This is a genomic window from Pseudomonas sp. B2021, assembly GCF_018135665.1.
Taxonomy (GTDB): Bacteria; Pseudomonadota; Gammaproteobacteria; order Pseudomonadales; family Pseudomonadaceae; genus Aquipseudomonas; species Aquipseudomonas lactis.
In genome coordinates, this window is the sequence record NZ_SMOF01000001.1 from 3170462 (window position 1) to 3189762 (window position 19301).

Genomic DNA, 19301 nt, shown 5'->3' on the forward strand with positions numbered 1-19301 from the left:
AAGCGCGGCGGGTAATCACCCGCCGCGCTTTTTTTATTCGCCGAAATTATTTAAGCGGCGTCAACGCTGGCAGCTTCCACTGGCCGCTAGCGACTTCAGGCTTGGGCAGGTAAATGCGCAATACCGCGTAGAACGGGCCGGGCGGGGCTGGCAACCAGTTGCTCTGCTCAGCCTTGGGCGGTTCGTGGTGTTGCAATGCCAGGGTCAGGCCACCGTCGGCGTCGAGCTTGAGGCTCGGCAACATCTGCGAGTTGATCAGGTAGCGCTTCTTGTGGTTTGGCACCAGCAGTCTGGTCTTGGCGTCGTACATCGTCAGCGACCAGAACGCATCAGCCGGCGGCAACTGGTCCTTGGCAAAATGCACGGTGTAGCTGTGGCGTGCACCATTGGCCGGCTTGCCCTCGCTGTCGGTGACGTAGCTCAAGTGCGCGGCTTCATCACTGGAGTTGCCGAACATCCCCAGCTCGGCACCGGCGTAGCGGTACAGGTAGTTGTTTTGCAGGTGGTCGCGGCTGCCGTACAGGTCTGCGCTGGTCACTTGGTGGGTGTCGACCTTGGCCTTCTTGAACGCGGCGAATTCGGCGCGGCCATCGGTGATGCCGTCTTCCAGGGCCTTGCGCTGCTCGGCGGTCAACTGGTTCACCTTGAACGGCGCGCCTGGGGCGATACCGATCTTGGCAAAGCGCGCCAGCAGGTCTCTTTCGCTGTCCTGTGGCGCGGCGAAGGCCAGCATGAAGTTCAGGTAGCGAAACAGCTGCGGGCCTTCGGTCATGGTTGCCATTGGCTTGGGCCATTGGATCTTCGGCACGTTGGGGGGGGCCGGTTGTTTCACATAGCTGCTCAGCGCCTGCACCTTGTAGCCGTTCTGGATCTGCTTGACCTTGCCCAGGTCTTTGTCATCAAACAGCTGCGTGCGGTACAGAGCGTAGGCGATGTTGCTTTCGCTGTAGATCACACGGTCGATGTCCACCGGCTGCTGACCTTTCCAGTCTGGCCCGGCAATCATGTAGTGGCCGCCGTTATTGCCAGTACTGCGGGTGCCCAGGTAGGCGAAATTCTGCGTATAGAGGTCGATCAACTGCACCGAGTAGTAGCGGTTGTCTTCGACCTTGGGCAGCGTCAGCACCAGCGGTTCTTTACGCAGGTCCATCCACACGAACGAGTAGGGCGTGTCGACGTTAGGGGTAGTAACTGCATTGTCCTTGTGAGTGAGCACCTGGGCGCTGTTGTCGATATGGTTGAACGGCGCCTTGAAGTGGGCGCCGCCTTTATCAACGGCCTGGGTGTAGAGCGTCTTGTACATCTGCACCACGGGGAAGCCGTACAGGTAGGCTTCCTTGGCGATGGCCCGGGCTTCGCTGGGGCTTGCGGTGAAGTCAGCCCAGGCGCCGGAGCTCATGAAAATCGAGAGGCTCGCCAACAGCAGGCGCGTCGGTTTTCCAATCATGTTGTTGCGTCCTTCCTGAGTGCTATCTGAGAGCGTGGCGTGAAGGCGCTGAGTTTCCTGTTTTATTGGGCGGACGTCACGTTAATCTCTGCAAAGGACGATAGGGAAGGGGCGTTAGAGCATGGATTTGACTTTGTCACGCAATTGATCAATCGAGAACGGCTTGGCAATCACCTGCATGCCGGCAGGCACGTCAATGTTTTCGGCATAGCCGCTAGCAAACAGAATCGGCAGGGTAGCGCGCAGTTCGCGCACTTTGGTTGCCAGTTGTTTGCCGTCCATATCGGGCAGGCCGACGTCGGTCATCATCAGGTCGATGACCTGGGCGGTATCTTGCACCACCGTCAATGCTTCCCCAGCATCAGCGGCTTCGAGCACCTGGAACTCCAACTCTTCGAGGACATCGACGATCAGCATGCGCACGATAGCGTCGTCTTCGACTACAAGGATGGTGGAGGCGGCGGGCATAAGGGATATTCCTGAAAAATGGAGAGCGTACGGAGCTATGGGATTGACTGACTGCTTACTAGTGAGTGTTGCGCTTCCTGGCAAGTTCCCACAAAAGGTGCCTATTGTGATCATTGTGCGGGATAAAGTCTCACGCGCGGGCGAAACCCTATGAGCGTTTGCTGAAACACAAGCGCGCCAACATTCATTGGCGCGCTATGATGCCTTTACAGTGCGGCGTCCAACAACTCTTTGTAAACGTCGTTCACCGTGTCCATATCGCTGGCGGCAAATTCACTGGTTTCAAAGAATTTATCGCCCTTATCCGTGACGTACGGGTTCATATTCTTTCCATGTCGGCCACTGTTGAGCACTTTTTCCATGCCCTCCTGCATTGCCTGCAAGGTTGTGAATTTGACCAGCGCGCCATCGGGGTCGTAGAAAAACCAGCTTGTGCTGCTACCTTCGACCTTTATCCCAGCTACCATTGCATGGTCCGCAGTTACGATTCTTATGGTTTTCGAGGTGGGGGAGTTGGTCAGTTCGTCGATGATCTCCAAGTGATTTTGCTGCTTGAAAGATTTACCCATGTGAACAGCCGACCGGTCCCCAACGATCATCTGGAAGTTATGCAGCTCCTGGATAAATTCAGCCGCTTGTATGTCCCCCGGATTCATCGCTGCGCGTTTGATATTTTTTATCAGCTCGTCTTCTTTACCGAGCATGATCGCCAAGGCCATGAGGTTGGAAAAACCTGCGCAATGGCCCGTAGATGTTATGTCAGTACGCGCCAGATAATCGATCTGCGACACATCGGTGAAAATCACACTAGGAGCACTCACATCATGTTTTAGGTTCGATACGACCAGTTTGGCCTCCTCGATTCTCAGCGCTTTGATTTCCCTCACCAGCGTGCCCATTTGTTCAGGGGCCAAGTGATTATTTAACGCAATATTGACTAAATCTTCGGAAGACATATGGACATGAAAGCCTGGCAGGTCAAAAGGAGAGCCTTGAGTTAGACCTCGTTGATAAGCGGCAGCATTCGTTGGCGATTGGGAGAGGTTCAGAAGATGCCGAAAAGCAGCGTTATTAGAGCCTGTGGCGCGGACTATCATTGACGACGCGCCCACGCGCGAAAAATTTTTGATCGGCGCCCCAAATACGTTCTTCTTGATCGGGTCATAGTGATACCACCGATTATTTTTGAATACGGCGACCGTCTGCAAGCTGACGTTTCCAGAGGGATAAGTACCAATCACTGCGGTCCCGTGTCCCTTGCCCGCTGCCTTGAGCACATCGTAACTGCCGGTAGCACCGCGAATTGCATTCGCCGCCTTGGTGGCTTTGTTTCGAAGAAACTGAAGGCCCTTACCAGCCAGCCGCGCCCCCCCGATAGCCGCATCACCCAACCCACCCAACGGGTTAAGTGCGCTGAAAGTCGCCATGCCGATGACCTTGGCCGCGCGCGCCCCTTTGCTGACGGCGGAGGCCGTGGTGCCGGCAATCTTGATCATTTTCCCGGCAGTGGACATCCCTGCGGTCACGAACCCGAACAGGTCCATGTCCAAGTGACTCAGACCCTCGAAGACTTTGCCCTTGCGAAAACAATTGATAGCCGAATAAAACGGCACCAGTTCTAAAATGAAGTTGCTGATCGCATTGGCCCGTTTCTCATTCTTATCGTGGTAAGTGAGGCCCCGTGCCTGCTCCAGGATGGCCTCATCATCAAAATTGGTATGTTCCACAAACGCATCTGCGATGAGTTGACTACGAGCGCCATTGAAGCTGTCAGGTACGGCTTTGTCCGTCGGGGGCTGTTCCTTGCGAAGCGAGCTGCCACCTTTTGAAGGACTGAAGGCTATGGTTTCGCATTTTACGTTGCCATTTCTTGTCGTCTTGGGCTCTGCTCTATTGGGGAGAAAGCTTCGAATCGACCCCTCTTTGAAGCTGATTTCATAATCAGTCGCCTTGCCACCGCGTTCTACGCGTACTAACAACGGTTCTTCTTTGGGGTGAAGCGTGTTACCCCAGATCGGAATGAGTTCTGTGCTCAGGGTCGTGGATTGATTATAAAAAAATGAAAGTTTGCCTAATTCGAAATTCTTTCTATCTTCCAGCGGCAGTTGGGAGATCAAGTGCCTTATGGCAGTGTTCATCGCGACTTTCTTTTCATTGATGGCGGCCTTGAATTCCTGGTTGAACGACTCAAGCACGCCAAACGTGGAGATGGCATTCAACTTATCCAAAGGAATACGCGAATCACTGCTGCTGTAGCGAACCGGCCCTTTCAAGTCCATCATCACGATGTCCCTGAGCGAGTGCGGCCCGACCGGGCCGGGTTCATAGAAGACATCTCCCCAGGGCCTGCGCTTCTGATACGACACGTGAATCAATCTTTTATCGTAGAGCGCTTCCAGGCCGGGAAAGCGCTCTTTGAGTACGGTGTCGGCTTTCAGCGCACGGGAGGGCAGTTCTTTTTCAAAAACTTGAGTCGCCGAGGTCATCGACGCCGTGCGCGCCTCGAATTCACTCAGCAGGGCAGCCAGTTCTTCAGCGCTGTAGAGGTGATCGGCTTTTTTGACTAGTACGCCCTGCACAACGCCCCAGTCGATCAGGGCTTCACGTTGCGCATCGTGAGTGACTGAGCGGTCGGCCAGGCCGGCGCTCTCGGCCTCGAGCATGACTTCTGCGAAGGTCATGCTCGCGACCCGGCCGGGAGTCTGGGCTTCAATTGTCGTTGCGGCAACGGCCAGGTTGACCCACGCCGGGCTTCCATAGGTCACGGTTGAGGGGATGTCCTTGATCAGGAATACCGGTGCGCGGGATGCCAGCAATAAATAAGCGGCGACGCCGGCCAGATCGGGGCTGGTCTTGCCGTTGGCTACCAAATGTTTGCCCAACGCTTGCACCACCTTGTCAGCGGTTTGGTTCCAGTGATCTTCGTGGGCCAGATCGAAGCCGGCTGTCAGGTTGCGATTGGCCTCAGTGATGGACTCGGGGTCCAGTTGCAGGGTCATGGCAGCCAGGAGGTGGTCCATGGCGCTGCTATCCGTGGCGACGTGCTGCATACCTTCCTGCAGGCTCTTGCCCAGTTGCTGCGCCGCGGGGGAACTCACCAGTGCGTTCAGGGTTTTGACCGGATCGCCCAAGACGTCGGGCGCCAGGGTGGTTTGCTCGCGTAAATACGCCAGCAACGAACCAGGGGTTTGCTTGACGGTTGGCTGATCCGGCGCGGTGGCGTAATTGAGAGCCAGGTTGTGCAAGCGCTGCTGGTCATCGGCACTCATCGGCACGGGCCAGCCCAATGCGCCCTCCAGGTTGCCCAGCGGATGGATTTGCGCACGGTCGAGCACCGCCACCGAGAGGCCAGATATGCCGAAGTGACTGTTGGGTAGCGGCAGCCCCAGGCTTTTTATAAAAGATTCAAGCGTGGTGCGAGCCCCCATCACGGCGCGAGCCGCTGAGTCCGGATGAACCTCCATCGAGGTGCTTTGAGCGCTGCCAATACGTCATGGGCGGGCGCGTCCTTGCCCAAGCGCTCGGCGATCCCGACCAAGGCATCGCCGAGCGTGTTCAAATTCTGACGGTTGCCCAGTTGCTCGTTGAGATCAAGGTTGCTGACGTCGGGAGTGCCCGGGACTTCGGGAGATTGTGGGGGCGTGAGCGGCGTGTGTGGGAGTTTGATGATGGGGGGTGGCTTGGGTAAATGTGCAAGGATATCAGGCTGGAAACTGTGCAATATCTTCGTCATACAAAGTACCTGGTTCGCAAAGGAATTTATGTGTGCCTGCGACCGCTCCGTGGTCCAAACACGTATCGATGTGTGGGAAGAGGTTCTGGCGAGGTTCCGAACCCAACTCGTAACACTGTATGAGACTCACCTTCGACGCCCGGGCCCGACAGGCAGGCGAACCGACCCAGGGCCGCCTGGACGCGCGTGTTTAGAAGGGGGAGCGTCTGACTACGCACAACGCGACGACGCCCCCGATTTGCGATGGTGAGATCTGTTTCAAGATAGTGAGGGGCTGCCAAACTCCGTCCAGAGTCAGCGCGACAGGCCCAAGCGGTCGGAAGGTTTTGCTTGCCAATCAACGCACAAACATAGCTTTTAGCCCGGTTATTCGGGCAAACTTGCGGTTTTTCCGCATTTGGCCAAGGCATGCCCATGACACCCGCGTCGTCCGTCGATGAAAAAAGCTTCCGTACCCTGCTGAGCCGAAACGTCGCCTTGCCCTTGGGCGTGGGCGTGCTCAGCGCGGTGTTTTTCGTCTGCCTGATTACCTATTTGCTTTCGGTTATCCAGTGGGTGGAGCACACCGACCGCGTCATTAACAACCTCAATGAGACGTCCAAACTGACGGTTGACCTGGAAACAGGTATGCGCGGCTTCCTGATCACCGGTGACGAGCATTTCCTTGACCCGTACGAAGTGGCCAAGCCGCGGATCATTGCAGACCTGCGCAATCTGCAAGACCTGGTAGCCGACAACCCGCAGCAGGTCGACCGACTCAAGCGCTTGGAAACCTTGCAAACCGAATGGAACAACTACGCGCAGTCGATGATTGAGCTGCAGCGCAACAGCGGCGATTACCGAGGCGCTGTCAAGGCGGGCCGGGGCAAGCGGCTCACTGATGAAATTCGCAAGGAATACGAAGACGCGGTGGCGATGGAGCAGCAGTTCCGTATCACCCGTAACGCAGAGGTCACCCGCACGACGGTGATCAGTGTCACGCTGTACTTGGTGTTTGTACTGGGGTTGAGTGGTTTTCTGGCCTACATCGGCAGGAAGAATTTAATTTCACTTTCAAAGAGTTACAGTGCAAACCTCGCGTCACAGCAGAAGATTGCAAGGCGCCTTGAGCAAACCGCTTGGCTGCGCAATGGCCAGACCGAACTGGCCGAGCAAGTGCTGGGCCAACTGACCCTGAACATGCTGGGGCGTAATATCCTGCAGTTCTTTGCCCAGTACATGGGCTCGGCCGTCGCGGCGCTGTACGTGCGCGAAGAACACGGCGGCCTCAAGCGCGTGGCCACCTATGGCTTCTCCCGCGAGCAGGAACAACAGGAACAGTCGATCTACAGCGACGAAGGCATTGTCGGGCAGGCCGCCCAGCGCGATCGCCTGATTCGCCTGGACGATGTGCCGGTGGATTACTTCAAGGTCAGCTCGGGACTGGGCGAGGGCGCCACCCGCAGCGTATTGGTGGTACCCACCAGCGATGACGACCGCGTCAACGGCGTGGTCGAGCTGGGTTTCCTGCGCCCGCTGGATGAGCGTGATGTTGAACTGCTGGAACTGATCGCCGGCAATATCGGCACCTCCATCGAAGCCGCGCGCTATCGCCAGCGCTTGCAGGAAGTGCTGGCCGAGACCCAGCAGCTCAACGAAGAACTGCAAGTGCAGCAGGAAGAACTCAAGACCGCCAACGAAGAGTTGGAAGAGCAGTCGCGCATCCTCAAGGAATCCCAGGCCCACCTGGAAACCCAGCAGGCTGAGCTGGAGCAGACCAACGAGCAACTGGCCGAACAGACCCAGACCCTGGCCGAACAGCGCGACGCCATGGACCGCAAGAACATCGAGCTGAACCAGGCCCAACTGGAGTTGGAAGACCGCGCCGATGAGCTGCAGCGTTCCAGCAAGTACAAGTCCGAATTCCTCGCCAACATGTCCCACGAGCTGCGCACACCGCTGAACAGCTCGCTGATCCTGGCCAAACTGCTGGCGGATAACCCCCAGGAAAACCTCAGTGCCGAGCAAGTCAAGTTTGCCGAGTCGATCTATTCAGCCGGCAATGACTTGCTCAACCTGATCAACGACATCCTGGATATTTCCAAGGTCGAAGCCGGCAAGTTGGAAGTGCGCCCGGAAAATGCCAGTGTCGAGCGCCTGGTGGATGGCCTGCGCGGCATGTTCGAGCCGCTGGCAATGGACCGCAAACTGGGCTTCCAGGTGGACGTGCAGCAAGGCTCGCCAACCCTGCTGTTTACCGATCGCCAGCGTCTGGAGCAGATTCTCAAGAACCTGTTGTCCAACGCCATCAAGTTCACTGAACAGGGCGAGGTCAGCCTGTCGGTGTCGCGCGCGCCGGGGGAGGGCATTGCCTTTACGGTGCGCGATTCCGGCATTGGTATCGCCCCGGATCAACAAGAAAGCATCTTCGAAGCCTTCCGCCAGGCCGATGGCACCACCAATCGCCGTTACGGCGGTACGGGCCTGGGCTTGTCGATCTCCCGTGACCTGGCCACCTTGCTGGGCGGCTATATCAGCGTGACCAGCGAGCCGGGCAAAGGCAGTATTTTCACGCTGGTGTTGCCGGAACAATATGTTGAACGCGACGAGGACGCGGCGCCCATCGAGGCCCCGCGCCAAGTGGTGGTCGCGCCAGCGCCCGCGCCCGTCAAGGTGTCGCCGCTGCCGGTGGCCGACGCCAAGCTGATCCCACGCTTTGCCGACGACCGCGAAAAGGCGCCGTTCAGCACCCGTTGCATCCTGGTGGTGGAAGACGAGCCGAATTTTGCGCGCATTCTGTTCGACCTCGCCCACGAGCTGGGTTACCACTGCCTGGTCGCCCACGGTGCCGACGAGGGCTACAGCCTTGCCGAGCAGTACATCCCCGACGCCATCCTGCTGGACATGCGCTTGCCCGACCATTCAGGGCTGACCGTGCTGCAGCGCCTCAAGGAACACGCCAACACGCGCCACATCCCGGTGCACGTGATTTCCGTGGAAGACCGCGTCGAAGCCGCCATGCACATGGGCGCCATCGGTTATGCAGTCAAGCCCACCACCCGCGAAGAGCTCAAGGACGTGTTCGCTCGCCTGGAAGCCAAGTTGACCCAGAAGGTCAAGCGCATCCTGCTGGTGGAAGACGATGACCTGCAGCGCGACAGTATTGCCCGCCTGATCGGCGACGATGACATCGAGATCACCGCCGTAGGCTTTGCCCAGGAGGCCCTCGACCTGCTGCGCACCACTATCTACGACTGCATGATCATCGACCTCAAGCTGCCGGACATGCTCGGCAACGAGCTGCTCAAGCGCATGGCCACCGAGGATATCTGCTCGTTCCCGCCGGTGATCGTCTATACCGGGCGCAACCTGACCCGGGACGAAGAGGCCGAACTGCGCAAGTATTCACGCTCGATCATCATCAAGGGCGCGCGCTCGCCCGAGCGCCTGCTGGATGAAGTCACGCTATTTCTGCACAAAGTCGAATCGCAGTTGTCCCATGACCGTCAGAAGATGCTCAAGACCGCCCGCAGCCGCGACAAGGTCTTTGAAGGGCGCAAAATCCTATTGGTGGACGACGATGTACGCAATATCTTCGCTCTGACCAGCGCCCTGGAGCACAAAGGCGCCGTGGTGGTGATCGGGCGTAACGGCCAGGAAGCCATCGACAGACTCAATGAAGTGGACGATATCGACCTGGTGCTGATGGACGTAATGATGCCGGAGATGGACGGTTACGAAGCCACCGCTTTGATCCGCCAGGACCCACGCTGGAAAAAACTGCCAATCATTGCCGTGACGGCCAAGGCCATGAAGGACGATCAGGAACGTTGCCTGGCAGCAGGCTCAAACGATTACCTGGCCAAGCCGATTGACCTGGACCGCCTGTTCTCACTGATTCGCGTATGGCTACCGAAGATGGAACGCATTTAAGTGGAGCAGTGTTTCTTGGATACCAGCAGCGATATTGAGCTGCGCCTGTTGATCGAGGCGATTTACCTCAAGTACAGCTATGACTTTCGTGATTACTCGGGCGCGTCGGTCAAACGCCGTGTGGCCCATGCCTTGCGTCAGTTCGACTGCGCGACCATCTCCGCACTGCAAGAGCGCGTGTTGCACGACCCGGCCGCGTTCATGCAGTTGCTGCAGTTCTTGACCATCCCGGTGAGCGAAATGTTTCGCGACCCGTCGCACTTCCTGGCGATTCGCCAGGAAGTGGTGCCGTTGCTCAAGACCTACCCGTCGATCAAGATCTGGATCGCTGGCTGCAGCACGGGTGAGGAGGTGTATTCCATGGCCATCTTGCTGCGTGAAGAGGGCCTGCTGGAACGCACCATCATCTACGCCACCGACATCAACCCGGCGTCGCTGGAAAAAGCCAAGCAGGGCATCTTTTCCCTGGAGAACGTGCGCGCTTATACCGCCAATTATCAACAGGCCGGCGGGCAACGTTCATTTGCCGACTACTACACAGCGGCTTACGATTACGCGATCTTCGACAAGACACTGCGCGAGAACGTGACCTTTGCCGACCACAGCTTGGCGACCGACAGCGTGTTCTCAGAAACTCAATTAATTTCGTGTCGTAACGTATTGATTTATTTCAATAAAAAATTGCAAGATCGAGCTTTTGGTTTGTTTCATGAGTCGCTGTGTCATCGCGGCTTTTTGGTCCTGGGCAGCAAGGAAACCCTGGATTTTTCTGCCTACAGCAAGCAATTCGAGCCCTTGGTCAAACAAGAACGGATCTACCGAAAATCATGAGTGACGCGCAGGACACCCCGATTTCGGGGATCGAAGCCATCGTCGTCGGCGCTTCCGCCGGCGGCGTTGAGGCGTTGCTGAGTATTTTTGGCCAATTGCCGAGCACCTTCGGCCTGCCGATCATTGCCGTGCTGCACCTGCCGGATGAGCGCCGCAGCCAACTGGCGGAAGTCTTTGCGCGGCGCCTGAACATCCCGGTCAAGGAGGCCCGGGACAAAGAAGCCGTAGAGGCGGGCACGTTGTACTTTGCCGGGCCTGGTTATCACCTTTCGGTCGAGCAGGACCGCAGCCTGTCACTGAGCCAGGAAGACCGGGTGCACCATTCCCGGCCCGCCATCGACTACCTGTTCTCCTCGGCGGCCGATGTGTATGGGCGCCGCCTGCTCGCCATTTTATTGACCGGTGCCAACCAGGACGGCGCAAGCGGCCTGGCCCACGTCAAGCAATCGGGTGGCACTACCATCGTGCAGGACCCACAAGAGGCACGTATTGCCGTCATGCCCCTGGCGGCCCTGGCCTTGCACACACCTGACCATATTCTTTCCTTGAGCCGAATCGGCTCATTGCTGGCTTCCCTGGAACCCTTCCCATGTTAAGTACTGTCCAGGCCAAACTGCTGATCGTCGACGATCTGCCAGAAAACCTGCTGGCCCTCGAGGCGCTGATCAAGCGTGAGGATCGCCAGGTCTTCAAGGCATTGAGTGCCGACGAGGCGTTGTCCCTGTTGCTGGAACATGAATTCGCCATGGCGATCCTTGACGTGCAGATGCCCGGCATGAACGGTTTCGAGCTGGCCGAACTGATGCGCGGCACCGAAAAGACCAAGAACATCCCTATCGTGTTCGTCAGCGCCGCTGGCCGCGAACTCAACTACGCCTTCAAGGGCTATGAAAGCGGTGCGGTGGATTTCCTGCACAAGCCCCTGGATATCCACGCGGTCAAGAGCAAGGTCAATGTGTTCGTTGACCTGTACCGCCAAAGCAAGGCGATGAAACTGCAAGTCGAGGAACTGGAGCGCAGCCGCCGCGAGCAGGAGCTGTTGCTTACGCGCCTGCAAGCCACCCAGGCTGAGCTGGAGCAGGCGGTGCGCATGCGTGACGACTTCATGTCGATCGTCGCCCACGAAGTGCGCACGCCCCTCAACGGGCTGATCCTGGAGACCCAACTGCGCAAGATGCACCTGGCCCGGGACAACGCGGCCGCGTTTACCCTGGACAAGATGCACGCCATGGTTGACCGCGATGAGCGCCAGATCCAGAGCCTGATCCGCCTGATCGAGGACATGCTCGATGTGTCGCGCATTCGTACCGGCAAGCTGTCGATTCGTCCGGCACCCGTTGACTTGGCGCAACTGGTACGCAACCTGGTGGATAACTTCGCGCCGCAAGTGGCAGCCGCCGAATCCTCCATGCAATTGCAGGCCGAAAGCCCGGTGGAGGGTAATTGGGACGAGTTTCGCATCGAGCAGGTGATCACCAACCTGCTGACTAACGCACTGCGTTATGGCGCTAAGAGCCCGGTGCAGGTGCGGGTGTATGCCGAACATGGCGAAGCGCGAGTAGAGGTGCGCGACCATGGCATTGGTATCAGCGAGGAGAACCAGAAGCGCATTTTCCAGCAGTTCGAGCGGGTTTCGGCCAATCATTCCGCAGCCGGCCTGGGCCTGGGTTTGTTTATTTCCGAGCAGATCGTGGCGGCCCATGGCGGCACCATTGAGGTCGAGAGCCAGATAGGCGAGGGCGCCTTGTTTCGCGTGTGCCTGCCCCTTGAGGCGGCCGAGTGAATTCAATCGTCACTTCGACGCAACCTCTGCGTGACCCCATGGTCGTAACTGCAGCAATTGACCGGACAAAGGCTTCCCATGAGTGAAGATGCACAAGATGTCGTACTGATCGTCGAGGACGACGAATCCATTATGTTTGTGCTGGGTGAGTACCTGGCGGGCCTGGGCTACCGGGTCTTGAAGGCGGTCGACGGAGAGCAGGCCTTCGAAATCCTTGCGACCAAGCCGCATCTGGACTTGATGGTCACCGATTATCGCCTGCCGGGTGGGATCTCCGGCGTGCAGATTGCTGAGCCTGCAATCAAGTTGCGTCCGGAACTGAAAGTGATCTTTATCAGCGGTTACCCGCAGGAGATTCTTGACTGCAACAGCCCGATCACGCGCAATGCGCCGATTTTGGCCAAGCCGTTTGATCTGGATACGCTGCAGGAGCATATCCAGAGGTTATTGGCGTAATAAACAGGGTTCTTCTCGAACGCCGAGAAGAACCTTTTAATGCAGGGCGTTTCTTTTCAGCTTGTTGCCGCCTTTATGCCGAAGGCACGAAATCCTTTAAAGGCAGGCCATAGGGCTGTTTGCTGACAGGATCAAGTGCATACCATTTGCCATTTTTCTGGGTGGCCGCAATCTTAGTCATGCTGCCCTGCATCGTGGCGCTGCCCACGGTGGCATTCTCAACGTTCCTGAATATCTTTACGGGGTCATAGTTGATTTTTATCCGGGGTTGGTTATTTCCCTCGGGGCTGCGATTGGCCAAGTAGCTGATACCTTCCTGCACCCCGGCCAGTAGCAGGCCCTGGGCATCTATGGGGTTGAGCGCGCCTATTGCGCCACGCAACAGCTTTTTCGCGGTGCTCCCCAGCGTAGATGTGGCCGTCCTGACGCCAGCGCCCGCGGCCCGTGCGGCCCCACCGGCGCCGGCCAGGATAAAACCGAACGCATCGAACGCCAAATCGATGAGGCCTTCTCGCCAGTTGCCCTTGATAAAGTTAGTGATGGCGTTGTAACCGGGAATCAGACCCAACACGAAATCTTCTAATTTTTGATAAAAAGGTACTTCACCATCGAACGTGGTAGTACCCCGCAACTCGTCTGCGTAACCGCGGATGTTAATTTTTTTCACCATGGCATCAGCAATGTACTGTGTCTTTTCGCTGGAGAAACTGTTGGGCGCGTCGTGGGTGCTGTTATCAGGCCAGGGCGAGAGGACATTTTCTTTGTAGTCGCCATCAGGGACGAGGGGGACGAGATGCTTTGCATTCCTTTTATCGTCGGGAATGGGGCCTGGACGTGTGTCATCCAGATCGGGGCGTTTTCGAATAGTGTTCTTGGCGCTGTCTATCTCATACGTGTGGGTGCGTTTATTGCCGCGTGCATCCACAACTTCGCTTTGCACAAATACACTGGTGGTGGAAGAGTCTTTTTGTTCTTGGATTTGAGAGTAAGGAGTGTACGTTACATCAACTTCCTTAGAAACCGAGATTTTCCCATGTTCAATGATTTTCCGATCTTCAAGTGGCAGCTTTGAAATCAAATGCTTGACTTGCGATTGCGTGCCTTGTTCAAAGCCATCGAGATATACTCTCAGCCCGCCTTCAAAATGAGAGTTCACAAAATTTTTTTCGAATTTCGGAGCGGTAATGGTGCTGAGGTCGATATTTTTATCGCTGGAAGTATAGGTATGCAAATCCACTTCCTTGTGGAGTTGCGCGGTGTGGATGAATACATCCAGCAGTGAGTAGGGGCCTGGAAATGAGAAAAAGGTGGATTCCTTTGGCGTCAGCACTTTTTGTTTGATTTGCTCCTCCGACAAATGCGGGTTCAGCTCTTTTATGTAGGCCATGGTCATGTCATGAAGATTAGGGGGCATCTTCGCAAACGCATTGGAAGCCTCATTCAAGCGATCCACCTGGTCTTTGAATGCAGCACGCACCTTCGCCATATCTTCTTCTGAGTAGCTATCTGTGCTGTTCCAATCCAGCACGCCGTTCTGAACACCCCAGTCTTTCAATGCGTCGCTTTGAGCCTGCTGCTCAACCAGTTTGTCTGCCAACGTTATCGGCGCCAGCTCATTTCGCATCATGACCTGCGCATACGTCATTTTGTTGGTCGAGCCAGGGGCCTCGGCTTCGAGACGGGCGACGGCGGTCGTAAAACTGACCCAGGAGTGGGTGCCCTTTACCAATGTGTCAGGTATCTCCTTGACTAGAAGCTCCGGTGCCTTGCGCGATAACAGGATTTCCATGGCAAGCTCCAGGTTTTCCACTGAAGCGATTTTGTTGACGAGTAAGTGATGAGCCAGCTCTTTGTGTATTTCGGCGATGTTCTTGCCTGAGAGGTTAACGTGGGCCAGGTCGAACCCTGCAACTTTGGTCCGGCTCGAGTCTGGCGCAGTCGTGTTGACGCCAAGGGCATCCATCGACGTGTAGAGGGCTGTCAACACCCATTCGGCGATGACGTCGGGCGATGCAATTTCGCCAAATTCGCGTTCGGCCGCCCGGGCGAAGATTTCAGCATTGGGTGACTTGAGGATGCGGTCGATGGCACTGCTACGATCGTTCGAGACGTCATCTCCCAGATCAAGACCGCGTGTCAGATAGTCGAGCAAGTTGCGTTCTGGTTGGCCTTCCAAAAACTTATTTGTCATGGAGATGAGTGCGCGCTGATCAGCATTACTCATTGGCGTTGGCCATGAAAGCGCACCCCCTAGATTGCCATGCATCGGTGTTTCAATTGGTGGACTTGCCAACGACTGCGCAATGCTCTTTAACTCAGTCTCATTAGCTGGAAGTGAAATGCCGCTTCCTACGAGGTAGTCGCGCAGCGTCACGGCCACGCCCGGTTTCAGATTGCGGTTCTTGAAGTAGGATGACGCGGGATCTATCTGGATGGGCGTATCCAGAATAGCGTTAATCCTTTGCTTAATAATTAGATTGTATTCTGCGTGGTCTTTTTCATTGGCGAGCGAACTTTTGGAGTCGTGGTCTTCCAGCCCCTCAACGACACTGTCTGCAACCTTTGTTATTGCCGCAATCACAGAACTCCGGTTATTCAGATCGCCCAGTTGCGAGGCTTGACTCTCCAGATGTTTCTGGGAGGGCGTTTCGACATTTTCAGGGAACAGGTCATCTTTATGCTCCCATTTGTTGATGTACTGCGTGATGGCTGCCTGTTGCTCTGCAGGCGAAAGAGTGCTGTCAAAAGGCAGGGTATGACCATGAAACTGGGCGATCTCAGCGACCTTCGCACTGGTTGCGGTGGTCGCGGGGTCAAACTTTATGACGTTGCCGGAGCCTGCCAACGTGTTGGCAGCGCTCTTGAGCAGCGGCCAACCCATAAAGCTGTGAATATCGGCGGATCCGGCGGAGGGCTTGGGCGGCGAAAAGTCGAAGGGATTTCGGGGCTTGGTACCCATAGTGGTGAAGCCGATGGTACCGCTGGCGAGATTAATAGTGATCTCTTTTGAGAGATCGACGTCATTCTCTTTGGCCCAGTTTTGGAACGCCGGGCTTTTAAGGATGCTATCCAACAGCGCACGCGACTGCCCGAAGGATGAATGGGGCGGGATACGTTCAACAGTGGCCTGTCGATAGTCTTGATTGCCGGCCGACAATTCCTTCAAGTCCTGGGTGTAGAACTCAAGTAACTTTCGATCCCCCCTTTGCTGGAGGCTTCCTCCCCGTCCCGCAAGCTCTGTGGCGATCTCGAGGTGGGCAGGTGACGGTGTTGGATCGGCTTTTGCCAGTTGAGGGCTATGCAAATCCGACACGCGTGAGTTGGAAATAGCAGTCATCAGAAATATTCCTAATCGATGTGGGCAACATGTTGTTCGCCCACATATGTGGAAAAACAACCACAACGATTCCATCTATTTCCTGCTCAACCGTAACGCCGAATTACGTAGCGCGGCCGCCCTATGCCTTGATCATCTCCCGGACCGTGGCGGTCAATAAATCGAAAGTAAACGGCTTAGTGATCAGTTGCATGCCAGGGTCGAGAAAACCACCGCGCACCGCTGCGTGCTCGGCATAGCCTGTAATGAACAACACCTTGAGTTCAGGACGAATCTGCCTGCCTATTTCTGCCAGCTGCCGACCATTCATACCCGGTAAGCCCACATCGCTGATCATCAAGTCAATACGCTGTTCGGACTCAATGATTGGCACCGCCGTGTTCGCGTCCCCAGCCTCGATAAACCCATACCCCAGCTCTTTGAGCACGGCGCTGACCAGCACCCTTACCGCAGGGTCATCCTCGACGATCAACACCGTTTCTCCTGCATTGGCAAACGGCAGCAATGTGGGGTTGAGCGGCGCCTGGGTTTGGGGCTCGCCGATAAAACGTGGCAGGAACAGGCTGACCGTGGTGCCTTTGTTGACTTCACTGTGAATCGTCACATGCCCACGAGACTGGCGAGCGAAGCCGTAGATCATTGACAGCCCCAGCCCTGTGCCCTGCCCGATGGGTTTGGTGGTGAAAAACGGATCGAATACGCGGCCCATCAGGTGTTGGGGAATGCCGCAACCGTTGTCACTGACACTCAGCTCTACGTAATCGCCCGGTATCAGGGTGCCGTAGGCGGCGGTGAAGACGCTGTCGAGGTGGCGGTTGGTGGTTTCCACTCTGAGCGTGCCACCGGTGGGCATGGCATCGCGCGCGTTGATCACCAGGTTGAGCAGGGCGCTTTCGAGCTGGTTGGGGTCGGCTTCGGCCGTCCATAAAGCGTCGCTCAAGCGCATGTCCAAGCTGATGCTTTCGTTGATGCTGCGTTGCAACAATTCGCCCATGGCCGTGACCAACTGGTTGATCTGCACGGGTTTGGAGTCCAGCGATTGTCGACGGGAGAACGCCAACAGTCGGTGGGTGAGGCTGGCCGCGCGGTTGGCGGAGGTCACGCCCAGGTCGATCAGGCCGTCCAGGTCATCCAGTTTGCCTCGCGCCACACGTCGGCGCAGCAGTTCCAGGCTGCCGATAATGCCGGTAAGCATATTGTTGAAGTCATGGGCGATACCGCCGGTCAACTGGCCGACGGCTTCCATTTTTTGCGACTGGCGCAGGGCTTCTTCGTTGTGACGCAATTGGGCGGTGCGTTCTTCCACTTGCTGCTCGAGGGTTTCCAGGGTGCGCTGCAGCCGCAGCTCACTCTCGCTCAAGTCAATCAACCGGTCCCGCGCCTCGTATTGGCGCCGCCGACCGCGCAGGGCGGCGCTGACCAGGCTGATCAGGGTGATGGGATGGAATGGCCGCTCCAGAAACGTGACGTTACCCAGCAAGCCGCTCAGGCGGGTCGAGCCGTTCTGCTCTTTGCCGCCATGCTGGGTCATCAGCACGATCGGCAGGTCGGACCAGGCCGGCTGCTGATGCAACAGCTCAAGTAACGGCTCAAGGTCGACGCCACGCAGGGCCTCAGCCGCAATGATGAGCAGGCCGGCGCCTTGCGTCAGCTCTTCGCACAGCGCGGTCAGGCTATTGGCGACGATCCCGCTATAGCCGGCTTCATTAAGCATCATCAACGCCAATGAGCCATCGCGGCCCATGGGCGCCAGCACGATGGCGCGCTCGGAGACGGGAGAAAGGGCCGGCACTAGCCCTCATCCTTGAGCAGGGGGGAACCGGCGCCCATATAGGTCGGAATGCCGCGCAGCACACCCTGGAAGTTATCCAGAGGCACACCCACCGTCATGCCGCGGCTGCCGATGCGGTATTCGCGAATGGTGGACTCATGGGAGCCGGTTCTTTTCTTGATGATCGAAATGGCCCGGCGAACTTTGCCCAGAGCCTCGAAATAACGCAGCAGGATCACGGTGTCAGCCAGGTAGGTGATGTCGACTGGCGTCTGCATGTCGCCGACCAGGCCGTGCTGGGCCACCGTCATGAAGGTGGCCGCACCACGGCGGTTGAGGTACAACAGCAGCTCATGCATATGCAGGATCAGCGCGTTCTCTTCGGGCATGGCGGCCTGGTAGCCGTTGATGCTGTCGATGACTACGGTCTTGATGCCGCGCTCATCCACGCAGCGGCGAACCCGGTGCGAAAATTCGCCGGGGGAGAGTTCGGCGGCGTCGACCTGCTCGATCAGCAGGTTGCCGGTGTCCCGTAAGGCAGCGAGGTCGATGCCCATGTTTTTCATGCGCTCGAACAGCAGGCCCAGCTCTTCATCGAAGATGAACAGCGCAGCCTTTTCGCCACGGGCCACGGCGGCGGCGGCGAAGATCATCGAGATCAAAGACTTGCCGGTACCGGCCGGGCCGAGAATCAGGCTGCTGGAGCCGGTCTCGATCCCCCCGCCGAGCAGAGAATCCAACTCCTCGATACCGCTGCTCAAGGTTTGACGGTTGTAACCGCCGCGATGTTCGGCCGCCACCAGGCGCGGGAATACGTGAATGCCGTCGCCCATGATGGTGAAGTCGTGGAAGCCGCCACGGTATTTCTGGCCCCGGTACTTGACCACACGGATACGCCGACGCTCGGCGCCATAGTTGGGCGTCAGCTCCTCCAGGCGAATCACCCCGTGCGCAACGCTGTGCACGGTCTTATCCAGGGATTCGGTGGTCAAGTCATCCAGCAGTAACACGGTGGCGTCATAACGCACGAAGTAGTGCTTGATCGCCAGGATCTGCCGGCGATAGCGCAACGAGCTTTGCGCCAGAAGGCGGATCTCAGACAGGCTGTCGACCACCACGCGGGTCGGCTTGACCCGCTCTACCACTTCAAAGATCTGGCGGGTGGCTTCACCCAGCTCCAGGTCGGAGGAGTACAGCAGGCTTTGCTGGTGATCGGCGTTGAGCAGGCTTTCCGGTGGGGTCAGCTCGAAGATATGAATATGCTCATCCAAGTCCCAGCCGTGGGATTTGGCACCCTGGCGCAGTTCGTGCTCGGTTTCGGACAGGGTGATATATAAGCAACGTTCGCCGTTCTGCGCACCGGCCCGCAGAAAATGCAGGGCCACGGTGGTTTTACCGGTGCCGGGTTCGCCTTCGAGCAAAAACACGTGGCTTCGCGATAGCCCCCCGGCAAGAATGTCATCAAGACCTTCGACGCCGGTGGCCGCCTTTTCACTCAACAGCTGTTTGGATGTACTCAAGAAGTGCCCTCAGGTCACGTACAAGTAGAGGGGCACGCCGACT

General features: G+C 57.2%; 12 protein-coding genes. 5 read left to right on the forward strand and 7 right to left on the reverse strand.

Features of this window, described 5'->3' with window-relative positions; genetic code table 11:
* Window positions 1-46: 46 nt before the first annotated feature.
* The 4 genes from E1K68_RS14185 to E1K68_RS14200 all read right to left on the reverse strand — a co-directional run bounded on the left by E1K68_RS14185 (window position 47) and on the right by E1K68_RS14200 (window position 5648).
* Window positions 47-1447 carry a DUF1254 domain-containing protein gene (locus E1K68_RS14185; RefSeq protein WP_212614271.1) on the reverse strand — a complete coding sequence of 467 codons (1401 nt, stop codon included), beginning with the start codon at window positions 1445-1447 and terminating at the stop codon, window positions 47-49.
* Window positions 1448-1561: 114 nt separating this feature from the next.
* Entirely contained in the window at window positions 1562-1915 is a 354-nt protein-coding gene (locus E1K68_RS14190; RefSeq protein WP_003191259.1) for a response regulator, read from the reverse strand.
* Between the two features lie 206 nt (window positions 1916-2121).
* Complete coding sequence (locus tag E1K68_RS14195) at window positions 2122-5343, reverse strand: hypothetical protein (RefSeq protein ID WP_212614272.1); 3222 nt, start codon at window positions 5341-5343, stop codon at window positions 2122-2124.
* Entirely contained in the window at window positions 5343-5648 is a 306-nt protein-coding gene (locus tag E1K68_RS14200) for a hypothetical protein (RefSeq protein WP_212614273.1), read from the reverse strand. Before E1K68_RS14200 ends, E1K68_RS14195 begins: the two co-directional genes overlap by 1 nt.
* Window positions 5649-6062: 414 nt before the next feature.
* Here E1K68_RS14200 and E1K68_RS14205 point away from each other — a divergent pair, with 414 nt between their 5' ends.
* The 5 genes from E1K68_RS14205 to E1K68_RS14225 all read left to right on the forward strand — a co-directional run bounded on the left by E1K68_RS14205 (window position 6063) and on the right by E1K68_RS14225 (window position 12630).
* The gene (locus E1K68_RS14205) at window positions 6063-9560 is read left to right on the forward strand and encodes a response regulator (RefSeq protein WP_003191257.1); all 3498 of its coding nucleotides are present in this window, start codon (window positions 6063-6065) and stop codon (window positions 9558-9560) included.
* Window positions 9561-10391: a protein-glutamate O-methyltransferase CheR gene (locus tag E1K68_RS14210; protein WP_169856910.1), complete on the forward strand. Its 831-nt coding sequence runs from the start codon at window positions 9561-9563 to the stop codon at window positions 10389-10391.
* Entirely contained in the window at window positions 10388-10987 is a 600-nt protein-coding gene (locus E1K68_RS14215) for a chemotaxis protein CheB (RefSeq protein ID WP_003191255.1), read from the forward strand. Before E1K68_RS14210 ends, E1K68_RS14215 begins: the two co-directional genes overlap by 4 nt.
* Window positions 10981-12174, forward strand: a complete 1194-nt coding sequence (locus tag E1K68_RS14220; RefSeq protein ID WP_003191254.1) for a hybrid sensor histidine kinase/response regulator — start codon at window positions 10981-10983, stop codon at window positions 12172-12174. Before E1K68_RS14215 ends, E1K68_RS14220 begins: the two co-directional genes overlap by 7 nt.
* A 78-nt stretch (window positions 12175-12252) precedes the next feature.
* Complete coding sequence (locus E1K68_RS14225; protein ID WP_003191252.1) at window positions 12253-12630, forward strand: response regulator; 378 nt, start codon at window positions 12253-12255, stop codon at window positions 12628-12630.
* A 73-nt stretch (window positions 12631-12703) separates the two neighbouring features.
* On the opposite strand, the gene E1K68_RS14230 is transcribed toward E1K68_RS14225, so the two are convergent.
* The 3 genes from E1K68_RS14230 to E1K68_RS14240 form a co-directional block, all read right to left on the reverse strand.
* Window positions 12704-15967 carry a hypothetical protein gene (locus tag E1K68_RS14230; protein WP_212614274.1) on the reverse strand — a complete coding sequence of 1088 codons (3264 nt, stop codon included), beginning with the start codon at window positions 15965-15967 and terminating at the stop codon, window positions 12704-12706.
* 121 nt (window positions 15968-16088) lie between these two features.
* Window positions 16089-17759 (reverse strand): ATP-binding protein, encoded by a 1671-nt coding sequence (locus E1K68_RS14235; RefSeq protein WP_003191248.1) that lies wholly within the window; start codon window positions 17757-17759, stop codon window positions 16089-16091.
* Window positions 17759-19258, reverse strand: coding sequence for an ATPase domain-containing protein (locus tag E1K68_RS14240; protein WP_003191247.1), 1500 nt, complete (start codon window positions 19256-19258; stop codon window positions 17759-17761). Before E1K68_RS14240 ends, E1K68_RS14235 begins: the two co-directional genes overlap by 1 nt.
* Window positions 19259-19301: the final 43 nt, after the last annotated feature.